The 18,080-nt window shown below is 73.2% G+C and carries 18 protein-coding genes; 14 read left to right on the forward strand and 4 right to left on the reverse strand.

Translation table 11 applies throughout. From position 1 onward, the window contains the following. Positions 1-56: 56 nt before the first annotated feature. Both ACLIRP_RS11665 and ACLIRP_RS11670 read right to left on the reverse strand, forming a co-directional pair. Positions 57-728, reverse strand: coding sequence for a cytochrome c3 family protein (locus ACLIRP_RS11665; RefSeq protein ID WP_412060625.1), 672 nt, complete (start codon positions 726-728; stop codon positions 57-59). Positions 729-894: 166 nt separating this feature from the next. Continuing rightward, on the reverse strand, positions 895-2,271 hold the full coding sequence (locus tag ACLIRP_RS11670; protein ID WP_412060626.1) for an MATE family efflux transporter: 1,377 nt from the start codon (positions 2,269-2,271) through the stop codon (positions 895-897). Between the two features lie 252 nt (positions 2,272-2,523). On the opposite strand from ACLIRP_RS11670, the gene ACLIRP_RS11675 reads away from it, so the two are divergent. The 7 genes from ACLIRP_RS11675 to ACLIRP_RS11705 all read left to right on the forward strand — a co-directional run bounded on the left by ACLIRP_RS11675 (position 2,524) and on the right by ACLIRP_RS11705 (position 10,845). Then, positions 2,524-4,614 (forward strand): glycosyltransferase, encoded by a 2,091-nt coding sequence (locus tag ACLIRP_RS11675; protein WP_412060627.1) that lies wholly within the window; start codon positions 2,524-2,526, stop codon positions 4,612-4,614. Between the two features lie 177 nt (positions 4,615-4,791). Next, positions 4,792-5,772: an acetyl-CoA carboxylase carboxyltransferase subunit alpha gene (locus ACLIRP_RS11680; RefSeq protein ID WP_412060628.1), complete on the forward strand. Its 981-nt coding sequence runs from the start codon at positions 4,792-4,794 to the stop codon at positions 5,770-5,772. 35 nt (positions 5,773-5,807) lie between these two features. Then, positions 5,808-6,224, forward strand: a complete 417-nt coding sequence (locus tag ACLIRP_RS11685; RefSeq protein WP_412060629.1) for an acyl-CoA thioesterase — start codon at positions 5,808-5,810, stop codon at positions 6,222-6,224. Further along, positions 6,221-6,613: a DUF3052 domain-containing protein gene (locus ACLIRP_RS11690; protein ID WP_412060630.1), complete on the forward strand. Its 393-nt coding sequence runs from the start codon at positions 6,221-6,223 to the stop codon at positions 6,611-6,613. The genes ACLIRP_RS11685 and ACLIRP_RS11690 overlap by 4 nt, the downstream gene beginning before the upstream one ends. Positions 6,614-6,758: 145 nt before the next feature. Then, positions 6,759-7,646 carry an MBL fold metallo-hydrolase gene (locus ACLIRP_RS11695; RefSeq protein ID WP_412060631.1) on the forward strand — a complete coding sequence of 296 codons (888 nt, stop codon included), beginning with the start codon at positions 6,759-6,761 and terminating at the stop codon, positions 7,644-7,646. A 109-nt stretch (positions 7,647-7,755) separates the two neighbouring features. Then, positions 7,756-8,661, forward strand: coding sequence for a carboxylating nicotinate-nucleotide diphosphorylase (gene nadC, locus ACLIRP_RS11700; RefSeq protein WP_412060632.1), 906 nt, complete (start codon positions 7,756-7,758; stop codon positions 8,659-8,661). 48 nt (positions 8,662-8,709) lie between these two features. Further along, positions 8,710-10,845: a choice-of-anchor B family protein gene (locus ACLIRP_RS11705; RefSeq protein ID WP_412060633.1), complete on the forward strand. Its 2,136-nt coding sequence runs from the start codon at positions 8,710-8,712 to the stop codon at positions 10,843-10,845. A gap of 55 nt (positions 10,846-10,900) precedes the next feature. Here the strand turns inward: ACLIRP_RS11705 and ACLIRP_RS11710 are convergent, their stop codons facing one another. Beyond that, complete coding sequence (locus ACLIRP_RS11710; protein ID WP_412060634.1) at positions 10,901-11,356, reverse strand: septal ring lytic transglycosylase RlpA family protein; 456 nt, start codon at positions 11,354-11,356, stop codon at positions 10,901-10,903. A 239-nt stretch (positions 11,357-11,595) separates the two neighbouring features. Between ACLIRP_RS11710 and plsY the strand changes: the two genes are divergently transcribed. The 6 genes from plsY (at position 11,596) to ACLIRP_RS11740 (ending at position 16,362) form a co-directional block, all read left to right on the forward strand. Then, on the forward strand, positions 11,596-12,270 hold the full coding sequence (plsY, locus tag ACLIRP_RS11715; protein WP_412060635.1) for a glycerol-3-phosphate 1-O-acyltransferase PlsY: 675 nt from the start codon (positions 11,596-11,598) through the stop codon (positions 12,268-12,270). 130 nt (positions 12,271-12,400) lie between these two features. Further along, positions 12,401-13,072, forward strand: a complete 672-nt coding sequence (locus ACLIRP_RS11720) for a hypothetical protein (protein WP_412060636.1) — start codon at positions 12,401-12,403, stop codon at positions 13,070-13,072. Positions 13,073-13,229: 157 nt separating this feature from the next. After that, positions 13,230-13,973 (forward strand): hypothetical protein, encoded by a 744-nt coding sequence (locus tag ACLIRP_RS11725; RefSeq protein WP_412060637.1) that lies wholly within the window; start codon positions 13,230-13,232, stop codon positions 13,971-13,973. A 12-nt stretch (positions 13,974-13,985) separates the two neighbouring features. Further along, positions 13,986-14,720 (forward strand): hypothetical protein, encoded by a 735-nt coding sequence (locus ACLIRP_RS11730; RefSeq protein WP_412060638.1) that lies wholly within the window; start codon positions 13,986-13,988, stop codon positions 14,718-14,720. Positions 14,721-14,733: 13 nt separating this feature from the next. Further along, complete coding sequence (locus ACLIRP_RS11735) at positions 14,734-15,522, forward strand: hypothetical protein (RefSeq protein WP_412060639.1); 789 nt, start codon at positions 14,734-14,736, stop codon at positions 15,520-15,522. A 45-nt stretch (positions 15,523-15,567) separates the two neighbouring features. Further along, positions 15,568-16,362 carry a hypothetical protein gene (locus tag ACLIRP_RS11740; protein ID WP_412060640.1) on the forward strand — a complete coding sequence of 265 codons (795 nt, stop codon included), beginning with the start codon at positions 15,568-15,570 and terminating at the stop codon, positions 16,360-16,362. A gap of 7 nt (positions 16,363-16,369) precedes the next feature. On the opposite strand, the gene ACLIRP_RS11745 is transcribed toward ACLIRP_RS11740, so the two are convergent. Then, positions 16,370-17,098, reverse strand: coding sequence for an arylesterase (locus ACLIRP_RS11745; RefSeq protein WP_412060641.1), 729 nt, complete (start codon positions 17,096-17,098; stop codon positions 16,370-16,372). A 141-nt stretch (positions 17,099-17,239) separates the two neighbouring features. Between ACLIRP_RS11745 and ACLIRP_RS11750 the strand changes: the two genes are divergently transcribed. After that, positions 17,240-17,980, forward strand: a complete 741-nt coding sequence (locus tag ACLIRP_RS11750) for an ABC transporter ATP-binding protein (RefSeq protein WP_412060642.1) — start codon at positions 17,240-17,242, stop codon at positions 17,978-17,980. Positions 17,981-18,080: the final 100 nt, after the last annotated feature.

An 18,080-nucleotide genomic window follows, 5' to 3' on the forward strand; every position in this document is an offset into this window, starting at 1 on the left:
GGGGCGGGGCGGGGGGCCCGGAGCGACGCGCCCCGGGGTCTCACCTCGCGAATCTCCTAGTAGTGGCAGGCCGAGCAGTTCTGGGGCGGGGCGATCCCCTCGGCCTCGATGCGCTCGATGTTGGCGGCGACGTACGCCTCATACGTTTCGTCGTCGGCGCGGACGGCCTCGGCGAGGCCCATCTGGGTCACGAGCGCCGGGTCGCGCAGGTGCTCCTCGGGCGCGCGGTGGCACTCGAGGCACCAGCCCATCGACAGCGGCTCGACGACCGAGACGACCTCCATCTGGTCGACGCGGCCGTGGCAGCTCTCGCACCCGACGCCGACGTTGACGTGGGCCGTGTGGCTGAACTGCGCGTAGTCCGGGATGTGGTGGACTTTGACCCACTCGACGGGCACGCCGGTCGCCCAGCTTTCGCGGACGGGCAGCAGCTTGGCCGACTCGGTCGCCACGACGCCGTGGCAGTTCATGCACGTCTGCGTCGGGGGGACGTTGGCGTGCGGGCTCTGCTCGACGTGGTTGTGGCAGTACCGGCAGTCCATGCCGAGCTGGCCGGCGTGGAACGCGTGGCTGTACTCGACCGGCTGCTCCGGCTGGTACCCGACCTCGTAGAACTCGGGCGAGAGGTAGTACCACCCGCCCACGACGACGACGAGGCCGCCGAGCAACACCATGGCGAGCGAGAGCGACGGGAGGGAGTTGGCCTTGCGCGGGAAAAGCTGGGGCATGAGCGCGGATGAGGGGTGAAGCCCGGGTCCGGAGGGGGGCCTGCTCGAAAGTAGATCGGCGCCATCTGGGGCCCGGCGAAGATACCCCAAAGCCCGACCCGGCTCCGGCGGTTCGGGGCGGCGGGGGCCGATGACGGTCAGATGGCGGGCCGCTCCGAATACCGACTCAGGCCGGATTGAGGGCCCGCCCCGCCGGCGCACCGGGCGCTCCCCTATGTGTCCGCCGCGCGAACCGGATCGACAGCCCGATGGCGGCGGCGACCAGGCCCAGCGTCAGCCCCCACCACAGACCTTGCGCCCCTCCCCCGCCCCGCAAGCCGACGATGGCGCCGGTCGTCAGCCCGACGCCCCAGTATGAGACCGCCGCGATCACCATCGGCACACGCGTGTCCTTGAGCCCGCGCAGCGCCCCGGCGATGCTGGCCTGCACGCCGTCGAACAGCTGGAAGACCGCGGCGATGCCCAACAGCGACGCCGCCAGCGTCGCCACGGCCGGGTCGGGGTCGCGCCCGGCGTAGATCCAGACGACGACGTCGGGGCGGAGCCAGAACAACAGCGCCGAGACGGCCATCACGGCGGCGCCGAGCCCGGTCGCCGTCCAGCCCGCGCGTGCGGCGCCGGCGAGGTCGCCCGCGCCCGCGGCCTGGCCGACGCGGATCCCGCCCGCCATCCCGATCCCGAGCGGCACCATGAAGGCGACGCTCGCGGCGTTGAGCGCCACCTGGTGCGCCGCGAGCGCCACCTCGTGGTCGGGCAGCGTGCCCACCATGAACGTCGCCGCGGTAAACAGCCCGGCCTCCATCCCGAACCCGACGCCGATGGGCCACCCGAGCCGGAACAGCGCCGCGAGGGTGCCCAGATCCGGCGTGCGGAGCCCCGCAAACACGCGGAACCGCGCCAGCGCGCCGCGCCGCACCACAACCGCGAGGGCCCCCGTCATCACGGCCATCGTGAGCGCCGAGCTCCACCCCGTGCCGACGACGCCGAGCGCGGGCGCGCCCAGCGTCCCGAACATCAGGACGTAGTTGAGCCCAGCATTCGCGGCCACGCCGACGAGCGTGACGAAGAGGACGGGGCGCGGCCGGGCGTCGCCCTCGCACAGCCCACGGAGCGCCGTGAACCACAGGTTGGGCACGAAGCCCCACCGGATCGCGTCGAGGTAGTCGGCCGCGAGCCCGGCCGTCTCGGGGGCCTGCCCAGTCGCCAGCAGGATCGGCTCGGCATAGCCCAGCGCGAGGGTGAACGGGACGCCCAGGATCAGGCTCAGCCACAGCCCCTGCCGCGCCGCCCGCCCCGCCGCGTCGGTGTCGCCCGCGCCGACGGCCTGCGCCACCATCGGCTGGACGGCCACGAGCACGCCGACGCAGATCAGCGACAGCGTAAAGAAGGTCGTCGACCCGAGCACGATCGCCGCGAGCGCCTCGGTCCCCAGCCGCCCCACCATCACCACGTCGACGAAGCCCATCGACATCTGGGCCAGCTGGACCAGCACGATGGGGACGGCGAGGACGAGCGTGGCGCGGACCTCGCGGGCGAGCGTCATGGGGGGCTGGGATGGGACGGGAAGCTAGCGGCCCGCTCGCGCCGGACCGGGGCACGGCGCGAGCGGTCGCCGGATGCCGCGGAGTCTCCACAGAGCCCACCCGGCCGGGCACTCCGCCGTGCCCTGACCCGATCGCACTACGGCCGAACCCGTGGAATTGTGGATCCTTGGGCGTCATCCCAGCCCGCCCGGGCGCCCCCGTCAAGAGTCCGTGGCGGAACCGACGGCGCCGACCGGCTATTTTTCCCCCCGATGCACGTCTCCCCCGCCCCTCCCCTGCTGGCGCCGGCCACCGCCACGGTCGACGTGTCGGTCGTCATCGTGACGTACAACGTGCGGGAGTTCCTGGAGCAGGCGCTCCGCTCGGTCGAGGCCGCCAGCGCCGGCCTGTCCGTCGAGACCTGGGTCGTCGACAACGACTCGGCCGACGGCTCGGTCGAGATGGTGCGCGAGCGGTTCCCCAATGTGCGGCTGATCGCGAACGAGGCGAACGTCGGGTTCGCGACGGCCAACAACCAGGCCATCCGCCAGGCCGCCGGGCGCCACGTGCTCGTCCTCAACCCGGACACGATCCTGCAGGAGGACACGCTGCGGACGCTGGTCGCCTTCATGGACGACCACCCCGACGCGGGCGCCGCCGGCTGCCGCATCTTGAACCCCGACGGCACGTTCGCCCCGGAGAGCCGCCGCTCGTTCCCGACGCCCGCCGTGGCGTTCTACCGCATCGCCGGCCTCAGCAAGCTCTTCCCCCAGAGCCCCACGTTCGGCCGCTACAACCTGACGCACCTCCCGCTCGACGAGGTCTGCGAGGTCGACGCGCTCAGCGGCTCGTGCATGATGGTGCGGAAGGACGCGGTCCTTTCGGGACGAGCGGAAACGGATGTGGGGCAAGAGGCTCCCATCGACGTCCCCCTTCCCGCTTCTCCCGAGCCCCGTGCCGCGGGCCTGTTCGACGAGGCCTTCTTCATGTACGGCGAGGACCTCGACTGGTGCTACCGGATCCAACAGGCGGGCTGGCGGATCTACTACACGCCCGACACCCAGATCGTTCACTACAAGGGCGAGAGCACGAAAAAAGGCGACCTTCGCTATGTGCTCCTGTTTTACGGGGCGATGCTGCGGTTCGTCGAGAAGCACGTGACGCACCGGCCGGGCGCGGGGCCGCTCGACCGCGTGGCCTCGGCGGGGCTGGCGCTGGGGATCCGGCTCGGGATCATCGCCCGAGCCGCCTTCGCCGCGGCGGGCCGCCTGGGCCGCGCGATCGCCAAGCCCGTGACCGACGGCGTGCTGGCCCTCGCGGCGCTCACCGCGACGGCGCTCGGGTGGAGCGTGTCCGAGAGCTTCCAGTTCGGCGCCAGCTACTACGCCGTCGTGCTGCCCGCCTACGCAGCCATCTTGGTGATCGCGGTCGGGCTTGGCGGCGGGTACCGCTCGCGCGCGCTCCGGCCCGTGCTCGGCGGCGCCCTGCTGGCGGGGCTGGCGGTCGCCGCCGTGAGCTACTTCGTGCCGACGGTCGCCTTCAGCCGCGCCGTGCTCGCGTTCGGGCTGGCCCTCGCAACCGCGCTGTTGCTGGCGCGCCGCGTCCGCACGCGGGGCCGGGCGCCGCGCCGGGCGCTGCTGGTCGGTGCGGCCACCGAGGCGGCCCGCTTGCAGCGCCTGCTGGACGAGCACGCTCGGGGCGACGCCGTCGTGGGCTACGTGGCCGACGCCCCCACCGAGGACGACGAGGGGCCCGCGTACGCCGGCCGGCCGCGCCAGCTCCGTGACCTCGCCCGGCTCTCCGGCGCCGACGACGTGGTGTTCGCCGCCGACAGCCTGACCAACACGGCCATCTTGGACGGGATGCGGGCGCTGCGCGAGCTGCCGGTCCAGCTCAAAATCCTGGCGTCGGGCCGCGACCGCGTCATCGGGAAGGCGTCCATCGAGGACTTCGCGGCGCCGCTCCAAGCCGCCGAGCGGACCGTCGCGCCGCTCCGGTCGCCGTGGACGCGCCGCGCCGTCGAGCTGCCGGTCGCCTCGGCGCTCCTCCTGCTCAGCCCACTCTTCCGAGCCTTTGCGCGCGCCGTCCCCTCGGCCCGGACGCGGCGGCTCGCGGCGGTCGCCGGCCGGATGCCGAGCGTGCTCGCCGGCCGCCGCGCGCTCGTCGGCTACGACGCCGACGGCCCGCACCCGCCGCCGTCGTGGGGCTTGACGCCCGGCGTCGTGTCGGTCCTCGACACGCGGCGCGCCCGGCCGCGCACGATCGCCGAGGCGCACCGCGCGTACTGGTTCTACGCCCGCCACCAGTCGGCCTGGCTCGACGTCGAGATCCTGCTCCGCGCCCTGCTCTCCGGCGACGACTAAGCGGGGCGGAGGGACGGCGGACCGCAGGAGACGTGGACGGGGGACCGTGGACCGTCCGGGGGCTGACGCCAGCCGTGGGACTTGCGCTGGCCCGCCCGGTCTCCAGTCCGCGGTCCCCCGTCTGCCGTCCGTGACCCAGCCGCGCCCGCGCTCCGGGACAAGCGGTAGCTTGCGGGCATGGCGCACCTCCTCGACTTCGAAAAGCCCCTCGCCGACCTCGAAGCGAAGCTCGACGAGCTTCGCACGTTCGAGGCCGAGGACGGCTCCGTGGACCTCACGGCCCAGATCGCCGCGCTCGAGACGCGCGTCGACACCCTCCGGACCTCGATCTACCGTGGCCTCACGCGGTGGCAGCGCGTCCAGCTCGCGCGGCACCCCGAGCGGCCCTACACGCTCGACTACATCGGCGCGCTGACGTCCGGGTTCGTCGAGCTCCACGGCGACCGGCTCTTCGCCGACGACCGCGCGCTCGTCGGCGGCCCGGCGACCTTCCGGGGCTCGCGCTTCGGCTCCACCGACCGCACCGTCATGGTGCTCGGCCACCAAAAAGGCCGCGACACCAAGCAGCGCAAGGAGCGCCGGTTCGGGATGCCCAACCCCGAGGGCTACCGCAAGGCCCAGCGCCTGATGGAGATGGCCGCCAAGTTCGGCAAGCCGATCATCACGTTCCTCGACACGCCGGGCGCCTTCCCTGGCCTCGAGGCCGAGGAGCGCGGGCAGGCCGAGGCGATCGCCCGCAACCTGCTGGTCATGGCCCGGCTCCCGGTCCCGATCATCGTCGTCGTCATCGGCGAGGGCGCCTCGGGCGGCGCGCTCGGCATCGGCGTCGGCGACCGCGTGCTGATGCTCGAGAACGCGTGGTACTCGGTGATCTCGCCCGAGTCGTGCTCGTCGATCCTGTGGCGGTCGTGGGACCACAAGGAGGACGCCGCCCGCGCCCTCAAGCTGACGGCGCCGGACTTGATCCAGCACGCCGTCATCGACGAGATCGTCCCCGAGCCCATCGGCGGTGCGCACCGCGACCCCGGCGCCACCTTCCAGGCCGCCGGGACGGCCATCGCGACGCACCTCGACGCCTTGCTCGGCCTCGACACCGAGGCCCTGCTCGACGGCCGGCTCGCCAAGTTCGACGCGATGGGGGCGTACGAGGAGCGATAGCCCGGCGCCCGCCCGCTCTCGCCCTCGCCGGACCGATGCCCGACGACCGCCCGACGCCCACCTTCACGCACCTCCACCGCGTCCGCTACCGCGAGTGCGACCCGATGGGCGTCGTCTACCACAGCCACGTGCTCGACTGGTTCGAGGCGGCGCGGACGGAGGCGCTCCGCGAGGCCGGGCTCCCGTACCGCGCGCTCGAGGAGAGCGGCGTCATCATGCCCGTCGTGGACCTCGCCGTGAAGTACCACGCGAGCGTGCTCTACGACGACCTGGTCGAGATCGAGGCCTCGTTCCCCTCGCTCGGCGTCCGCTTGCCGATCGACTACGTCGTCCGCCGCCAGGGCGAGCCCGCCGTCCTCATCTCGGGGCGCGTGACGCTGTGCTTTATCGACCGCGAACGCGGGCGGCCGGTCGGCCCGCCTCAGGTGGTGCGCGACGCCCTCGCCCCATGAGTCGCGCCCTCTGGCAGAAGCTGGGCTACCGCAAGGGCCTGGTGGCCCACCTCGACGAGGCGCCCGACGACTACCGCGCGCTCCTGCGCGGGCTGCCCCACGACGTGCGCTTGGACGGCACGCTCGACGACTCGCCCAAGCTGATCCACCACTTCACGACCGACGCGGCGGGCCTGCGCGCCCGGCTGGCGATCTTCAAGGACGCGATCCCCAAGACCGGCGCGATCTGGGTGTCGTGGCCGAAGGGCGCCTCGAAGGTGCCGACCGACATGTCCGGCGACGTGGTCCGCGCCGCCGCCGCGCCGCTCGGGCTCGTCGACGTCAAGGTGGCCTCGGTCGACCGCACGTGGACGGCGATGAAGCTGGTGATCCGCAAGGAGAACCGGTAGGGCGTGGCGAGAGAAGAGGACTGGAGGAACAGAAGAGAAGAGGAGGGACCGTCTTCTTCTCCTCCTTGCCTCTTCTCGTCTCCTCTCCTCGCCGGATCCGCGTCGAGGCCGTTTGGGTAGCCCTCGCTCCCCACCGCTCCGCCCGATGCCCCTCTCCCGCCGCCAGTTCGTCACTCGGACCGCGCTCGCCGCCGCCGCGCTGCCCTTTGCCGCCCCGCTCGCGAGCGCTGCCGCCCGCCGCGACGACTTCCGCGTCCTTCGCCGCAACGTCGGCGCCTTTACCGGGCGCGGCGGCACGATCGGGTACCTCGACGCCGACGCCTTGGTCGCCGTCGACGCCCAGTTCCCGGAGTCCGCGCAAACGTTCCTGAACGGCTTGCGGGATGGGAGCGGACGTGGGCTCGACCTGCTCGTGAACACGCACCACCACGGGGACCACACGGCGGGGAACGCCGTGCTGGCGCCGGTCGCGGCGATGCACGTCGCGCACGAGTCGGTCCCCGGCCTGCAGCGCGCCGCCGCGAGCCGGTCGGGCGACCTCGACCCGCAGCACGTCGCGGGCGAGACGTTCCGCTCGGAGTGGCGGATGCCGGTCGGCGACGAGACGGTCTCGCTGGCGTACTTCGGCCCGGCCCACACGGCCGGCGACGCGGTCGTCCACTTTGAGGAGGCCGACGTGGTCCACATGGGCGACCTGATGTTCAACCGCCGCCAGCCCTACATCGACCGCGGCGCGGGGGCGTCGGTGGCGAACTGGATGACCGTCCTGGAGACCGTCCACGGCCGCCACGGCGACGACACGATCTTCGTGTTCGGCCACGCCGGCGAGGGGTTCGACGTGGTCGGCACGCGTGCCGACCTGCTGATCTTCCGCGACTTCCTGGCCGCCGCGCGCCTCGCGATCGTGCCCCGCGCGGCGGACGGCGCGACGGCGGCCGACATCGAGGGACTGATGATCCCCGGCTTCGAGGCCTGGGGCCCGACGCCCGCCCGCGTCGCGGAGCCGATCATCGCCGAGTTCGCGGGCGGGTGATGGGCCATCGGGTGATGCGTGATGGGTAAAGGGTGAGGAGCCCGATTCACCACCGTCCAGCCCTTTCAAACCCGCTCATCACCCATCACTCGTTACTCATCACCCCACCATGCTCCCCCTCCCCGACGCCGTCGCCGCCGACCTGCCCGCCCTCATCGACCGCGCGCTCGCCGAAGATGTGGGAGCGGGCGACGTGACGACGAACGCGACGATCTCGGCCGACACGCGGGCGACGGCGCGCTTTCTGCTCAAAGAGGACGGCGTCGTGGCCGGGCTGGCCGTCGCCGAGCGCGTGTTCGCGGCGGTCGACGACTCGCTGGCGGTCCAGTGGACGGCGGCGGACGGCGACCGGCTCGCGGCGGGGACCGTGTTCGGGACCGTCGAGGGGCGGGCGCGGTCGATCCTGGTGGCCGAGCGGCTGGCGCTGAACCTCATGCAGCGGATGGGCGGGATCGCGACGGCGGCCGCCCGGATGGCGGATGCGGCGGCGCCCGCGACCGTGCTCGACACGCGGAAGACGGCGCCGGGGATGCGCGCGCTCGACAAGTGGGCGGTCGCCCTCGGCGGCGCGCAGAACCACCGCGTCGGGCTCTACGACATGGTGCTCGTCAAGGACAACCACATCGCAGCGGCCGGCGGCGTGCGCCAGGCCATTGAGGCCGTCGGGCGCTACACCGAGGCGGAGGGCTTGGACGTGCCGGTCGAGGTGGAGGCCCGAACGCTCGACGAGGTCGACGCCGTGCTGGCGGCGGTCGCGAGCGGCGCGCGCGTCGACCGGATCCTGCTCGACAACATGGCGGTCCGGACCGAGACCGGGCTCGACGTGTCGCGGCTGGAGGCGGCCGTCGCGCGCGTGGCCGGGGCAACGCAGACGGAGGCCTCGGGGAACGTGACGCTCGACACGGTCGGGGCGATCGGCGCGACGGGCGTGGACTACATCTCGTCGGGCGCGCTGACGCACTCGGTCCGCGCGCTCGATGTGTCGCTCAAGATCGGGCTGGCGCCGGCGGGCTGAGAGGGCGCGCCGGAGACGAATGGGCAGGACATGTGCGTACCATTCCGCATGCGCCTGTTCCTGCTCGCCCTCGCCGCCCTCCCGCTCGTCGCCAGCGCCCAGCCCGACCTCGCCTGGGCGTGGGATCCCGACCCGCGCTGGCTCGACGGCGTCCCCGCGAACCGGACCTATTTCGACGGCGGCCTCGACTACGGCGCCAACTTCGTGTTCTCGACCGTCGCCGACGCCGACGTGCCGCCGGTCGAGATCGTCTTCGACACGGCCGTGACGACGCTGGCACGGGCGTTCGACTACCGCGCCGGGCTGCGTGACCTCGGCGTCGGGCGCTTTTTCGGCGCCGCCTACGACGTGTCGGACCCCGCCAATCCGCGCCGCCTCAACGTCGGCTTTCTTGAGGACCCGCAGGCCCGCCCGCCGAATGGCGCCTGGGACCCCGACGGCACTACGACGGGCGGCCACGAGTACCTGCTGATCTTCGCGAGCGACTACGACGGGACGGGCGAGACGTACGCGGGCGAGGACGCCTTCGACCTCGACACGTACTACGGTCTCGCGGCGCGCGTCCGTGACGGCCGCCAGCTCTACGAGTCGGTCGCGACGTTCGCCCTCACGCCCGCCCCCCTCCGCGACGTGGACGCGACGGCCGTCGCGAACGGAACGGCTGAGGTCGCGTGGACGGCCGCCGCCTACACCGCGGCCACCGACGTGCGCGTGCTCGACAACGCCGGCGCCGTGCTGGCGACCGCCGACCCCGAGGCGGGCACCGCTCGCGTGACCGGCCTCGACGCAGAGCGCGTCTACGACCTGACGGTCGAGCTGAGCCGGTCAGGGACAGTGCTCGCGACCCGGGAGGCGCGCGTCCGGCCGGTCGTGTCCGTCGGCGTCGAGGCCGTCTCGTCGCTCGACCCGGGGAGGGCGGGGACATCGACGTACGGCGACACGTGGGGCTACACCGCGCCCGACGGCACGGAGTACGCCCTGCTGACGGGCCGGGGCACGGGCCTGTCGGTGATCGACCTCACGGCCGCGCCCGCCGCGCCGCCTGTCGAGGTCGGGTTCGTCGCCTCGCCGCCCGGCGCCAGCGACGCCAAGGACGTGAAGGTCTACGGCGACCACGCCTACGTCGTCCACGAGCGCGGGCCGGTCCAGATCGTGAGCCTGGCTAACCCGGCGGCGCCGACCGAGGTGGGCCGGCTCGACGTACAGATCGGCGTGACGAGTGGCGGCTCGCACAACGTCTTGGTGGCCGACGGCAAGCTGTGGGCGGTCGGCGGGCGGACGTCGGGGAACGCGGGCGTCCGCGTCTACGACCTCGCCGACCCGTCGGCGCCGCGCGAGCTGGGCGCCTTCCAGCCGACGCACCAGTCCGTCCCGTACTACCACGACTTCGAGGTGCGCGGCAGTCGGGGCTACGGCCCGGCCATCTACGACGGCGGCGGCGTCGACGTGCTGGACGTGTCGGACCCCTCCGACATCCGCTTGCTGACGACGTTCACGTACCCCGGCGCGGGCGCCCACAACACGTGCTCGACCGAGGACGGCGACACCGTGTACGTCGGCGACGAGATCGGCTCGTCCGGCAACTGGGTCCGCATCTTCGACGTGTCGGACCTGTCGAACGTGGAGTTGGTGGGGCAGATCGTCGAGGACGAGCGCGCGGCCGTCCACAACTGCTACGTGCGCGGCGACCGGCTTTTCGTGGCGCACTACACCGAGGGGCTCCGCGTCTACGACATCGCCGACCCGCACGCGCCGGTCGAGGTGGCGCTCTACGACACGTTCTTGCAGCCGGGCTACGGCTATCTCGGCGCGTGGACGGCGTACCCGTACTTCGCGTCGGGCAAGGTCATCGTGTCCGATCTCCAGTCGGGCCTGTTCGTGATGCGGCTCGAAGAGGCCGCCGTTGCGGTCGGGGCCGAGGCGCCGGCGGCGGCCGGCTTGCGGGCGTTTCCGAACCCGACGGCGGGCCGAGTGTCGCTGGCGTACGCGCTGATCGCGCCCGCTCACGTCGAGGCCGTCGTGGTCGATGTGCTGGGCCGCGAGGTCTTGCGCCAGCCGGTCGACGGCGCCGCCGGTGCCCACCGGGTCGCGCTCGCGGCCAACCTCCCGCCGGGCCGCTACATCGTGCGCCTGATTGTGGACGGGACGGCCCGGGGCACCGCCAGCCTCACCGTGGTGCGCTAGAGGGATCGGCCTGCTGGCGGTCGTCGCCAGCGGCTCGTGCTACGAACTCTGGACCCTAGAGATGCCGCGTCTTGCGAGCCGGGGCCGGCTGGCGGCTCGGCAGCGTCCGCGCGTCGACGATCTCGTACGTGACGCGGTGCGTGCCCAAGCGGCGCATCCCCAGGCGGGAAGCGGCGGCGCCCGAGAGGTCGAGCTCGCGGCCCCGGATAAACGGGCCCCGGTCGTTGACGCGGACGAGCACGCGGCGGCCGTTGTGCTGCGAGGTCACGCGCAGGAGCGTTCCGAAGGGCAGCGATCGGTGAGCAACCGTCAGTCCGCCGTGGTGGTCGTAGCGCTCGCCGTTCGCAGTCCGGTTGCCGTGGAGCGAGGCGTGGTAGTAGCTCGCGACGCCCGAGCGCGCGGCCCGGGCGGTCTCGGCGCGGCGGCCACCGGGGGCGACGACGCTCGACTGCGCGAGGGCGGGGGCGGAGGTCAGCAGCAAGAGGCCGAGGACAGCAGCGATTCTCGTCACACAGGAGGCGGGGGGCGAGACAGGTGGGCCGGAGCCCGAGGGGTGGCCGGCGAGAATAGCGGGCGGCATAACGGGGCGTCGCCCGGAAGTGCCGGCCTCGCCGAGTCTTGAAGGCCCCTCAACTCGGTCTCTACCGACCGCGCACCGGGCCTGCACAGAGCGCCTCGCGCTACGCTGGGGTTTCACCGATGGGACGGCCCGAGCGCCCCCTCTATCTTTCGGCCCCCTGCCCCGTCGCCGTGCTGTCGCTCCTAGCCATCGTCGTCCTCAGCTACCTCCTCGGGGCGATCCCGTGGGGGCTCGTGGTCGCTCGCGCCCGGGGCGTCGACCTCCGCGCGCACGGGAGCGGGAATGCCGGAGCCACGAACGCGATGCGCGTGCTCGGCAAGGGCCCGGGCTTGCTGGTGTTCCTGCTCGACTTTGCCAAGGGGCTGGTGGCCGTCGTGCTGATCTCCCAGCTCCGCGTCGGCGACGAGACGCTCGTCGGGCTCCTCGGCTCGCGGCCGGAACTAGCGGCGGCGTGGGCGGCGACGCTCGCGGGCACGGCGGCCATGCTGGGCCACGTGTTCACGGTCTGGGGCAAGGTGTTTTTCGGCTCGTGGAAAGGCGGCAAGGGGGTCGCCACGGGCGCCGGGATGCTGGCGGGACTGGCGCCGATCCCGATCGGGATCGCGTTCGTGCTGTTCGTCGCTGTGCTCGCGGCGACGCGCTACGTGTCGCTCGCCTCGATCCTGGGCGCGATCTCGCTGCCGGTGTCGCTGCTGGTGCTCCACCTCGGGATGAACGTCGCCAGCCCCCCGCCGGTCTGGATCTTCGCGACGGTCGTCCCGGCGTTCATCGTCTGGACGCACCGGACGAACGTGCGGCGGCTGCTGGACGGGACTGAGTCGAAGGTGGGGAACGCGAAGGTGTGAGCGCTGGCGCTCCCGACGCCAATGCCTCCGAATCAGGCACGTGGAGACGCTCTTGATTCGACGATAGGTGGTGGAGCGCACGAAACGGCAAGATCGTCGGTTACCAGGGCCCTCCATCTCCCCTTCACGGATGCGTCTCGTTCTCGCTGCTCTCGCCCTCGTCCTCCTAGCCGCTCCCGCTTCTTCCCAGTCCCAGTACGCGGACGGCGAAGGCCTGTACGTCTCCTTCGACGAGTTCCGCGTGCGGCACTCCGGCGGTGAGTTCCAACGGGTCGACCTCGGCGGCGAAGTCGGGAGGCGACTTGGAAACGGGATCGACGTCGGGTTGGTCGGGTCGTACCACCGCTACGGCTTCAGTGGGGGCGGCGCGTCGTGGAGCGCGGGCGTCTCGGCCAGTCTGACTCGCCCCGCCCCGCTCGGTACGATCGGCCGGGTGCGCGGCGTCGTCTCGTACGGGTCTACGCGCATCCCCAACCCCTCGGCGTTCGACCGGTCGTACGGGCAGGTCGACCTCTCGGCGACGCTGGCCCGGACCGTCCCCGTCGTCGGCTCCATCAAGCTGCAGCCGACGGTCGGCGTGTACGGGCGGATGACCCAGCTTTTGAGCGTGGGCTCCGAGGATGTCCGCCCGCGCCCGGACGGCCCCCTGTTCGACACGGGCGTGCAGGTCGAGCTGCCCATTCAGTTCCGCCTGTTCGGGGCCGACGTGGCGCTCGCGCCGGCGATGCGGTTCTCCATCCCCGACGGCTTGCGGCGGGAGCCCTACGGCTTTGCGGGCAGCCTGCTCCGGGTCAACTTCTAGCCGGATCGGCGGCGACTTTCCGTGTTGACGGGAGGATCCTCCCGGGGACTCGGGTTTGCCCCGGACGCCTCGGGGCGGCGGCTGTATCCTGAGGGCCGCCACCCACCCCGCGACGCATCGACCGACGGATACGCCTGTTCACGCCCCCGCGTACTCCGTGTCGTTTCGCTCCGTCGCCCTCGTGGCCGTCGTCCTGCTCGCGCCCTGCGCCAGCGCCCAGCTCACCGCTGCCCCGGGCCCGTTCGCCGCGCTCGGCACGGCCGCCCCGGAGCAGACGCTGTTCCGCTTTCGCGCGCCACCGGTGGTCACGGCGGGCGTCCGCCTCGGCGGCGGGCTGACGCTGTCGGGCGGGCTCTCCGCCGGCAGACAGAGCCGTCTCTTCGGCCCGAACATCCACCGCCCTGCCCGACCCGGCGACACAGACGGCGAGGTGGTCACAGCGACACGGGCGCTGAGCGTCTCCGTGGCGGCCCGCCAGCCGCTAGGCGCCCTTGAAATGCGTGGGTCCGCAAGCGCCGCCCTGGGCCGCTCGGCGATTGAAACACGCACACGGGGTCGGTACACGGCCGATAGGTACGTCCCCGAGCCGACGGTCGAGCGCGTCACGTCGACCGTCGGGCACGGTGGCCTGAGCGCTGTCGTGGCGATCCCCATCGAACGCAACGACACCCGGATGGCGCCCGGCATCGGCGTCGCGCTCGCGACCGACCGCCTTGTCTCGGGCCCCGAGGCGCTCGACGCGACAGCGTGGGGCCTCTTCTTCTCAGCCCCGACGACGGTGCCTCTCGGCCCGCTGGGCCTGACGCTCGACGCCGCCGTCGGCGTCGTTCAGGACACGCTCCCCGGCGCCGGCACGCCCTGGGACCTCACCCTCGACCTCGCCGTCCGCGCCGACTTCTAGACCCTGCTCCTGATGATCCGCCTCTCCCCCTTCCTCGTGCTCGCGGCCCTCGCCAGCATCGCTCCCGCCGCCCAGACCTCGTTCACGCCGGACCCCGGCGTCTACCTCGTCGTCGAGAACGTCGACCCCATCGCGATCGGGGACAGCCAGGTCGGGCTCGACGGCGTGGTCGGCTGGCGGTTCGCCTCGGGCTGGGACGCCGGGCTCGCGCTCGACCTTGGCCTGACCGACTTCGCCCGCCGCCACGGCAACCAGGCCTTCGGGGCCGAGCGACGGGTCGGCGTGGGCGTGACGGTCGGGGCCACGCGCGCGCTCGGCGAGCGCTCCGGCCTGCGGGCCGACGCCGGCGTCGCGCTCGGCCGCACCGTCGTCGACCGCCAGCCGACGCAGCTCTCGCTGACCGGCCGCGCCGTCGGCGACGAGACCCGGAGCCTCAACGGCAACGACGCCCGCGTCTCGGCCACGATCGGTGCGTTCCGCCGCGTCCCGGTCGGCCGCGTCGTCGTGCAGCCGACGCTCCGGGCGTCCGCCAGCGGGACGGTCTCGACAGCCACCACGCCGGGGCGGGGGTTCACGCTCCGTGCCGACGCCGACCGCGGGCTGACGGCGTGGAGCTCGGTCCGGCTCGGCGTCGCCGTCCCCATCTCCGCCCGCGTCGTCGGCCGGCTCGTCACCGTCGAGACGCAGGTCAGCGTCGACGTCGAGCGCGGCACGCCCGACACCTTTCTCCGTCTCCGGCTCAACTGATCTCCCTCTGCTCATGTCTCGCGTTCTCCCCGTCCTCCTCGCTCTGCTGGCCGTCTCCGCCAGCGCCCAGATCGGCCCGCTCGACGGGCGCGGCGTCTACGGCGCGTTCGGCTCCGTCGCCCCCGAACGGCTCCTCTTCCCCGAGGGCTCCAGCCCCGAGATCACCGTGGGCGCGCGCCTGTCCCCCCGCGTCGACGTGCAACTGGGGCTGACCGTCACGGAGACGCGGGCGTCGCGGTTCGACCGGCAATCGATCAGCGTGCACGAGGACCAGCAGCGACGCGGGGGCGCGGTCGCCTCGATCGGCGTGGCCGACCGCTGGGGCGGCTCCGTGGTGCGCGGTCGGTTCAGCCTGGGCTACGACGACTACTCGGCGCAAACCACCAACTTCCGCCCGGACTCCGTGGAGGTCTGGACCCGCAACGGGCTCGAGGACGGGGTCGCCCTGTTCCCCAGCCGGTCGATGGCCAGCCTGGGGAAGTACGTCCAGGCCGGCGCCAGCGCCTCGATCGGGTGGCCCGTGGGCCGCGGGCGCGTCCGGGCCGTGCCGGGGATCGGCGTGGCGGGCTCGCTGGCGGGCCGCGTCAGCGGCGGGCGCCAGGCGCAGGGTGCGCGGCTGATGCCGTACGCCGTCGTGCCCGTCTCGGCACGCGTGGCCGGCGTCGCCGTCACGGCGACGCTCACGGGGGGGCTCGCGGGCGGCGAGCGCGACCAGCGGCGCGGCGTCGAGCCCTTCGGCGCCGGGGCGAGGGGGTCATCGTGGGTGCCCATTGCCGAGGGCTCGCTCCGGCTCGACCTCTAGCACCACCGCCCTCCCCACCTCCGCCTCCACCGATCGCCCCCACCCATGTCCCGCTCTACCGTCGTTCTCCTCGCTCTGTTTTCGGTCTCCGCCAGCGCCCAACCCGCCTCCCCCTTCGACGCACGCGGCGGGTTTGGGGCTTATGGCAACGCAGCGCCGGAGCGGATGCTCTTCCCGCGCGGGTCCGACCCCGCGATCACGCTCGGCGCTCGGCTCTCGCCACACGTCGAAGTGCAGGTCGGTGTGACCGTCACCGAACGCGAGCGCGTCTCGTTCGAGGCGTTCGACGTGGGGGTCACCGAGCACCAGACACGCCGTGGCGGGGTCGTCGCCGCGCTTGCGACCCAGCACCCGTGGGGCGGGGCCGTCATCGAGAGCGCGATGAGCCTCGGCTACGACGACTTCTCGGCCACCCGGACCGAGTTTCGGCCCGACTCCGTCACGTTCCCAGGGAGGGACGCCCCCTCATGGTCGGTGTACAGGCTGGCAGGCGTGTCCTCACGGTCGAGCCGTGGGAAGTACGTCCAGGCCGGGGCGCGGGCAGCGGTCGGGTGGCCGCTCGGTCGCGGGCGGCTCCGCACGACGCCGACGCTCGGCGTGGCGGGCTCGCTCGCGGGCCGGGTCGGCGGGACGCGCGAGGCGCAGGGCGCCCGGATCATGCCGTACCTCGCGGTCCCGGTGACGGCCTTCGTGGCGGGCGTCGGCCTGACCGCGACGGCGACGCTCGGCGTGGGCGGCGGCACCCGCGACAGCCGCCTCGGCGTCGAGACGTTCGGCACCGGCGATCGCCCGTCGGACTGGGTCTTCGAGACCGGCGCCTCGGTCCGAGTGGACTTTTGAGCCCTACCTATCCGGCGACTCGCTCCGCGAGGGGCACGACGGCCTCGGCGACCGTCGCCGCGATGATCCGCTGGCCCTCAGCCGTCGGGTGGACGCCGTCCGACTGGTTGAGGCGCGCCTGCCCCGCGACGCCGTCGAGCAAGAACGGGATGAGCGTGGCGCCGTGCGCGTCGGCGACCTCGGGGAAGACCGACCGGAACTCGGCGACGTAGTCGGCCCCGTAGTTCGGCATCGCCTCCATGCCGGCGACGACGAGCCGGGCGTCCGGCGCGGCTTCGCGGACGGCGCTCAGGATCGCGCCCAGGTTGTCGCGCATGGCGTCGGGGTCGAGGCCCCGGAGCCCGTCGTTCGCGCCCAGTGCCAGCACGAAGATATCGGGCGTGGTCTGCTTCAGCGCCCACGCGATCCGCCCGCGCCCGCCCGCGGACGTCTCCCCGCTGATGCCCGCGTTGACGACCTCGACCGGCACGCCGGCGTCGGACAGCCGCGCGCCGACGAGGGCGGGGTACGCGAGGTCGGGGTCGGGCAGGCCGTAGCCGGCGGTCAGGCTGTCGCCGAAAAAGAGGATCGTCACGGTGTCGTCGTCGGTCGTCGCGGCGGGCACGTCGGGAGTGGTGCGGGACTCGGGCGTGGCCGTGGCGCCGGGCTCGGCAGCGAGGCCGGTGTCGGCCGGCGCCTCGGGCGCGTCGCCGCAACCGGCGGCCAGGAGGGCGAGGGCGAAGAAGACGGTGCGCATGGAACGGCTCGAAGGGCGGATGGGGCACCCCCAACGGCGGCGGGCGGTTCCGTCGCGCCTCGTTCGCGAACCCTTCCCCCGAGTTCCCGTACGGACCGCCGCCAGCCCTCCGTTGGCGCCCTTCGCCAGCCCCCCGACCTTTTGAGCGGCCCCGTCCTCTCCGCCCGCGACCTCACCAAGACGTTCTCGAACGCCGGCCGCGCCCTGACCGTCCTCGACGGCGTCGACTTCGACGTGCCCGCCGGCTCGACGTGCGCCATCGTCGGCCCGTCGGGCAGCGGCAAGACGACGCTCTTGGGCCTGTGCGCCGGGCTCGACCGGCCGACGCGCGGGACGGTCCGCCTCGCGGGCGTCGACCTCGGGCCGCTCGACGAAGACGCCCGCGCCGCGCTCCGCGCGCGCGAGGTCGGGTTCGTGTTCCAGAGTTTCCGCCTGCTGCCCACGCTGACGGCCGCCGAGAACGTGGCCGTGCCGCTCGAACTCCGCCGCGAGAAGGGCGCGATGGCGACGGCGCTCGACCTGCTCGACCGCGTCGGGCTGGCGGACCGCTCGGGCCACTACCCGACCCAGCTCTCGGGCGGCGAGCAGCAGCGCGTGGCGCTCGCGCGCGCCTTCGCCGGTCGCCCCCGCCTCTTGTTCGCCGACGAGCCGACGGGCAACCTCGACGCCGAGACCGGCGCGCGCGTCGAGGCCCTGCTGTTCGAGCTCAACCGAGAGGCCGGGACCGCCCTCGTCGTCGTCACGCACGACCCCGAGCTGGCCGCGCGCTGCGAGCGGACGATCGCCCTCAAAGCGGGCCGGGTCGACCACGACACCGGCGCCCCCGTTTCAGCGACCGACGCCTCTCCGGCCGACGCGCCCCGCCAGTCCGCCGCCGCGTGAGCACTCCCGCCAGCAACCTCTTCGCCCCTCTCTTGTCATCCTGAGCGGAGGCCGCAGGCCGGAGTCGAAGGATCTCCGTCGCGCACCGCGCCTCAGTCGC

Origin of the sequence: Rubrivirga halophila, assembly GCF_046845755.1 — a bacterium.
GTDB lineage: Bacteria > Bacteroidota > Rhodothermia > Rhodothermales > Rubricoccaceae > Rubrivirga.

Bases quoted from the DNA above. Each gene is read 5' to 3' on its own strand.
- ACLIRP_RS11695 (WP_412060631.1), top strand. From the start codon at position 6,759: ATGCCCCTCTCCCGCCGCCAGTTCGTCACTCGGACCGCGCTCGCCGCC.
- ACLIRP_RS11690 (WP_412060630.1), top strand. From the start codon at position 6,221: ATGAGTCGCGCCCTCTGGCAGAAGCTGGGCTACCGCAAGGGCCTGGTG.
- ACLIRP_RS11740 (WP_412060640.1), top strand. From the start codon at position 15,568: ATGTCCCGCTCTACCGTCGTTCTCCTCGCTCTGTTTTCGGTCTCCGCC.
- ACLIRP_RS11720 (WP_412060636.1), top strand. From the start codon at position 12,401: ATGCGTCTCGTTCTCGCTGCTCTCGCCCTCGTCCTCCTAGCCGCTCCC.
- ACLIRP_RS11745 (WP_412060641.1), bottom strand. From the start codon at position 17,098: ATGCGCACCGTCTTCTTCGCCCTCGCCCTCCTGGCCGCCGGTTGCGGC.
- ACLIRP_RS11675 (WP_412060627.1), top strand. From the start codon at position 2,524: ATGCACGTCTCCCCCGCCCCTCCCCTGCTGGCGCCGGCCACCGCCACG.
- nadC (WP_412060632.1), top strand. From the start codon at position 7,756: ATGCTCCCCCTCCCCGACGCCGTCGCCGCCGACCTGCCCGCCCTCATC.
- ACLIRP_RS11730 (WP_412060638.1), top strand. From the start codon at position 13,986: ATGATCCGCCTCTCCCCCTTCCTCGTGCTCGCGGCCCTCGCCAGCATC.
- ACLIRP_RS11685 (WP_412060629.1), top strand. From the start codon at position 5,808: ATGCCCGACGACCGCCCGACGCCCACCTTCACGCACCTCCACCGCGTC.
- ACLIRP_RS11665 (WP_412060625.1), bottom strand. From the start codon at position 728: ATGCCCCAGCTTTTCCCGCGCAAGGCCAACTCCCTCCCGTCGCTCTCG.
- ACLIRP_RS11670 (WP_412060626.1), bottom strand. From the start codon at position 2,271: ATGACGCTCGCCCGCGAGGTCCGCGCCACGCTCGTCCTCGCCGTCCCC.
- ACLIRP_RS11680 (WP_412060628.1), top strand. From the start codon at position 4,792: ATGGCGCACCTCCTCGACTTCGAAAAGCCCCTCGCCGACCTCGAAGCG.
- ACLIRP_RS11735 (WP_412060639.1), top strand. From the start codon at position 14,734: ATGTCTCGCGTTCTCCCCGTCCTCCTCGCTCTGCTGGCCGTCTCCGCC.
- ACLIRP_RS11705 (WP_412060633.1), top strand. From the start codon at position 8,710: ATGCGCCTGTTCCTGCTCGCCCTCGCCGCCCTCCCGCTCGTCGCCAGC.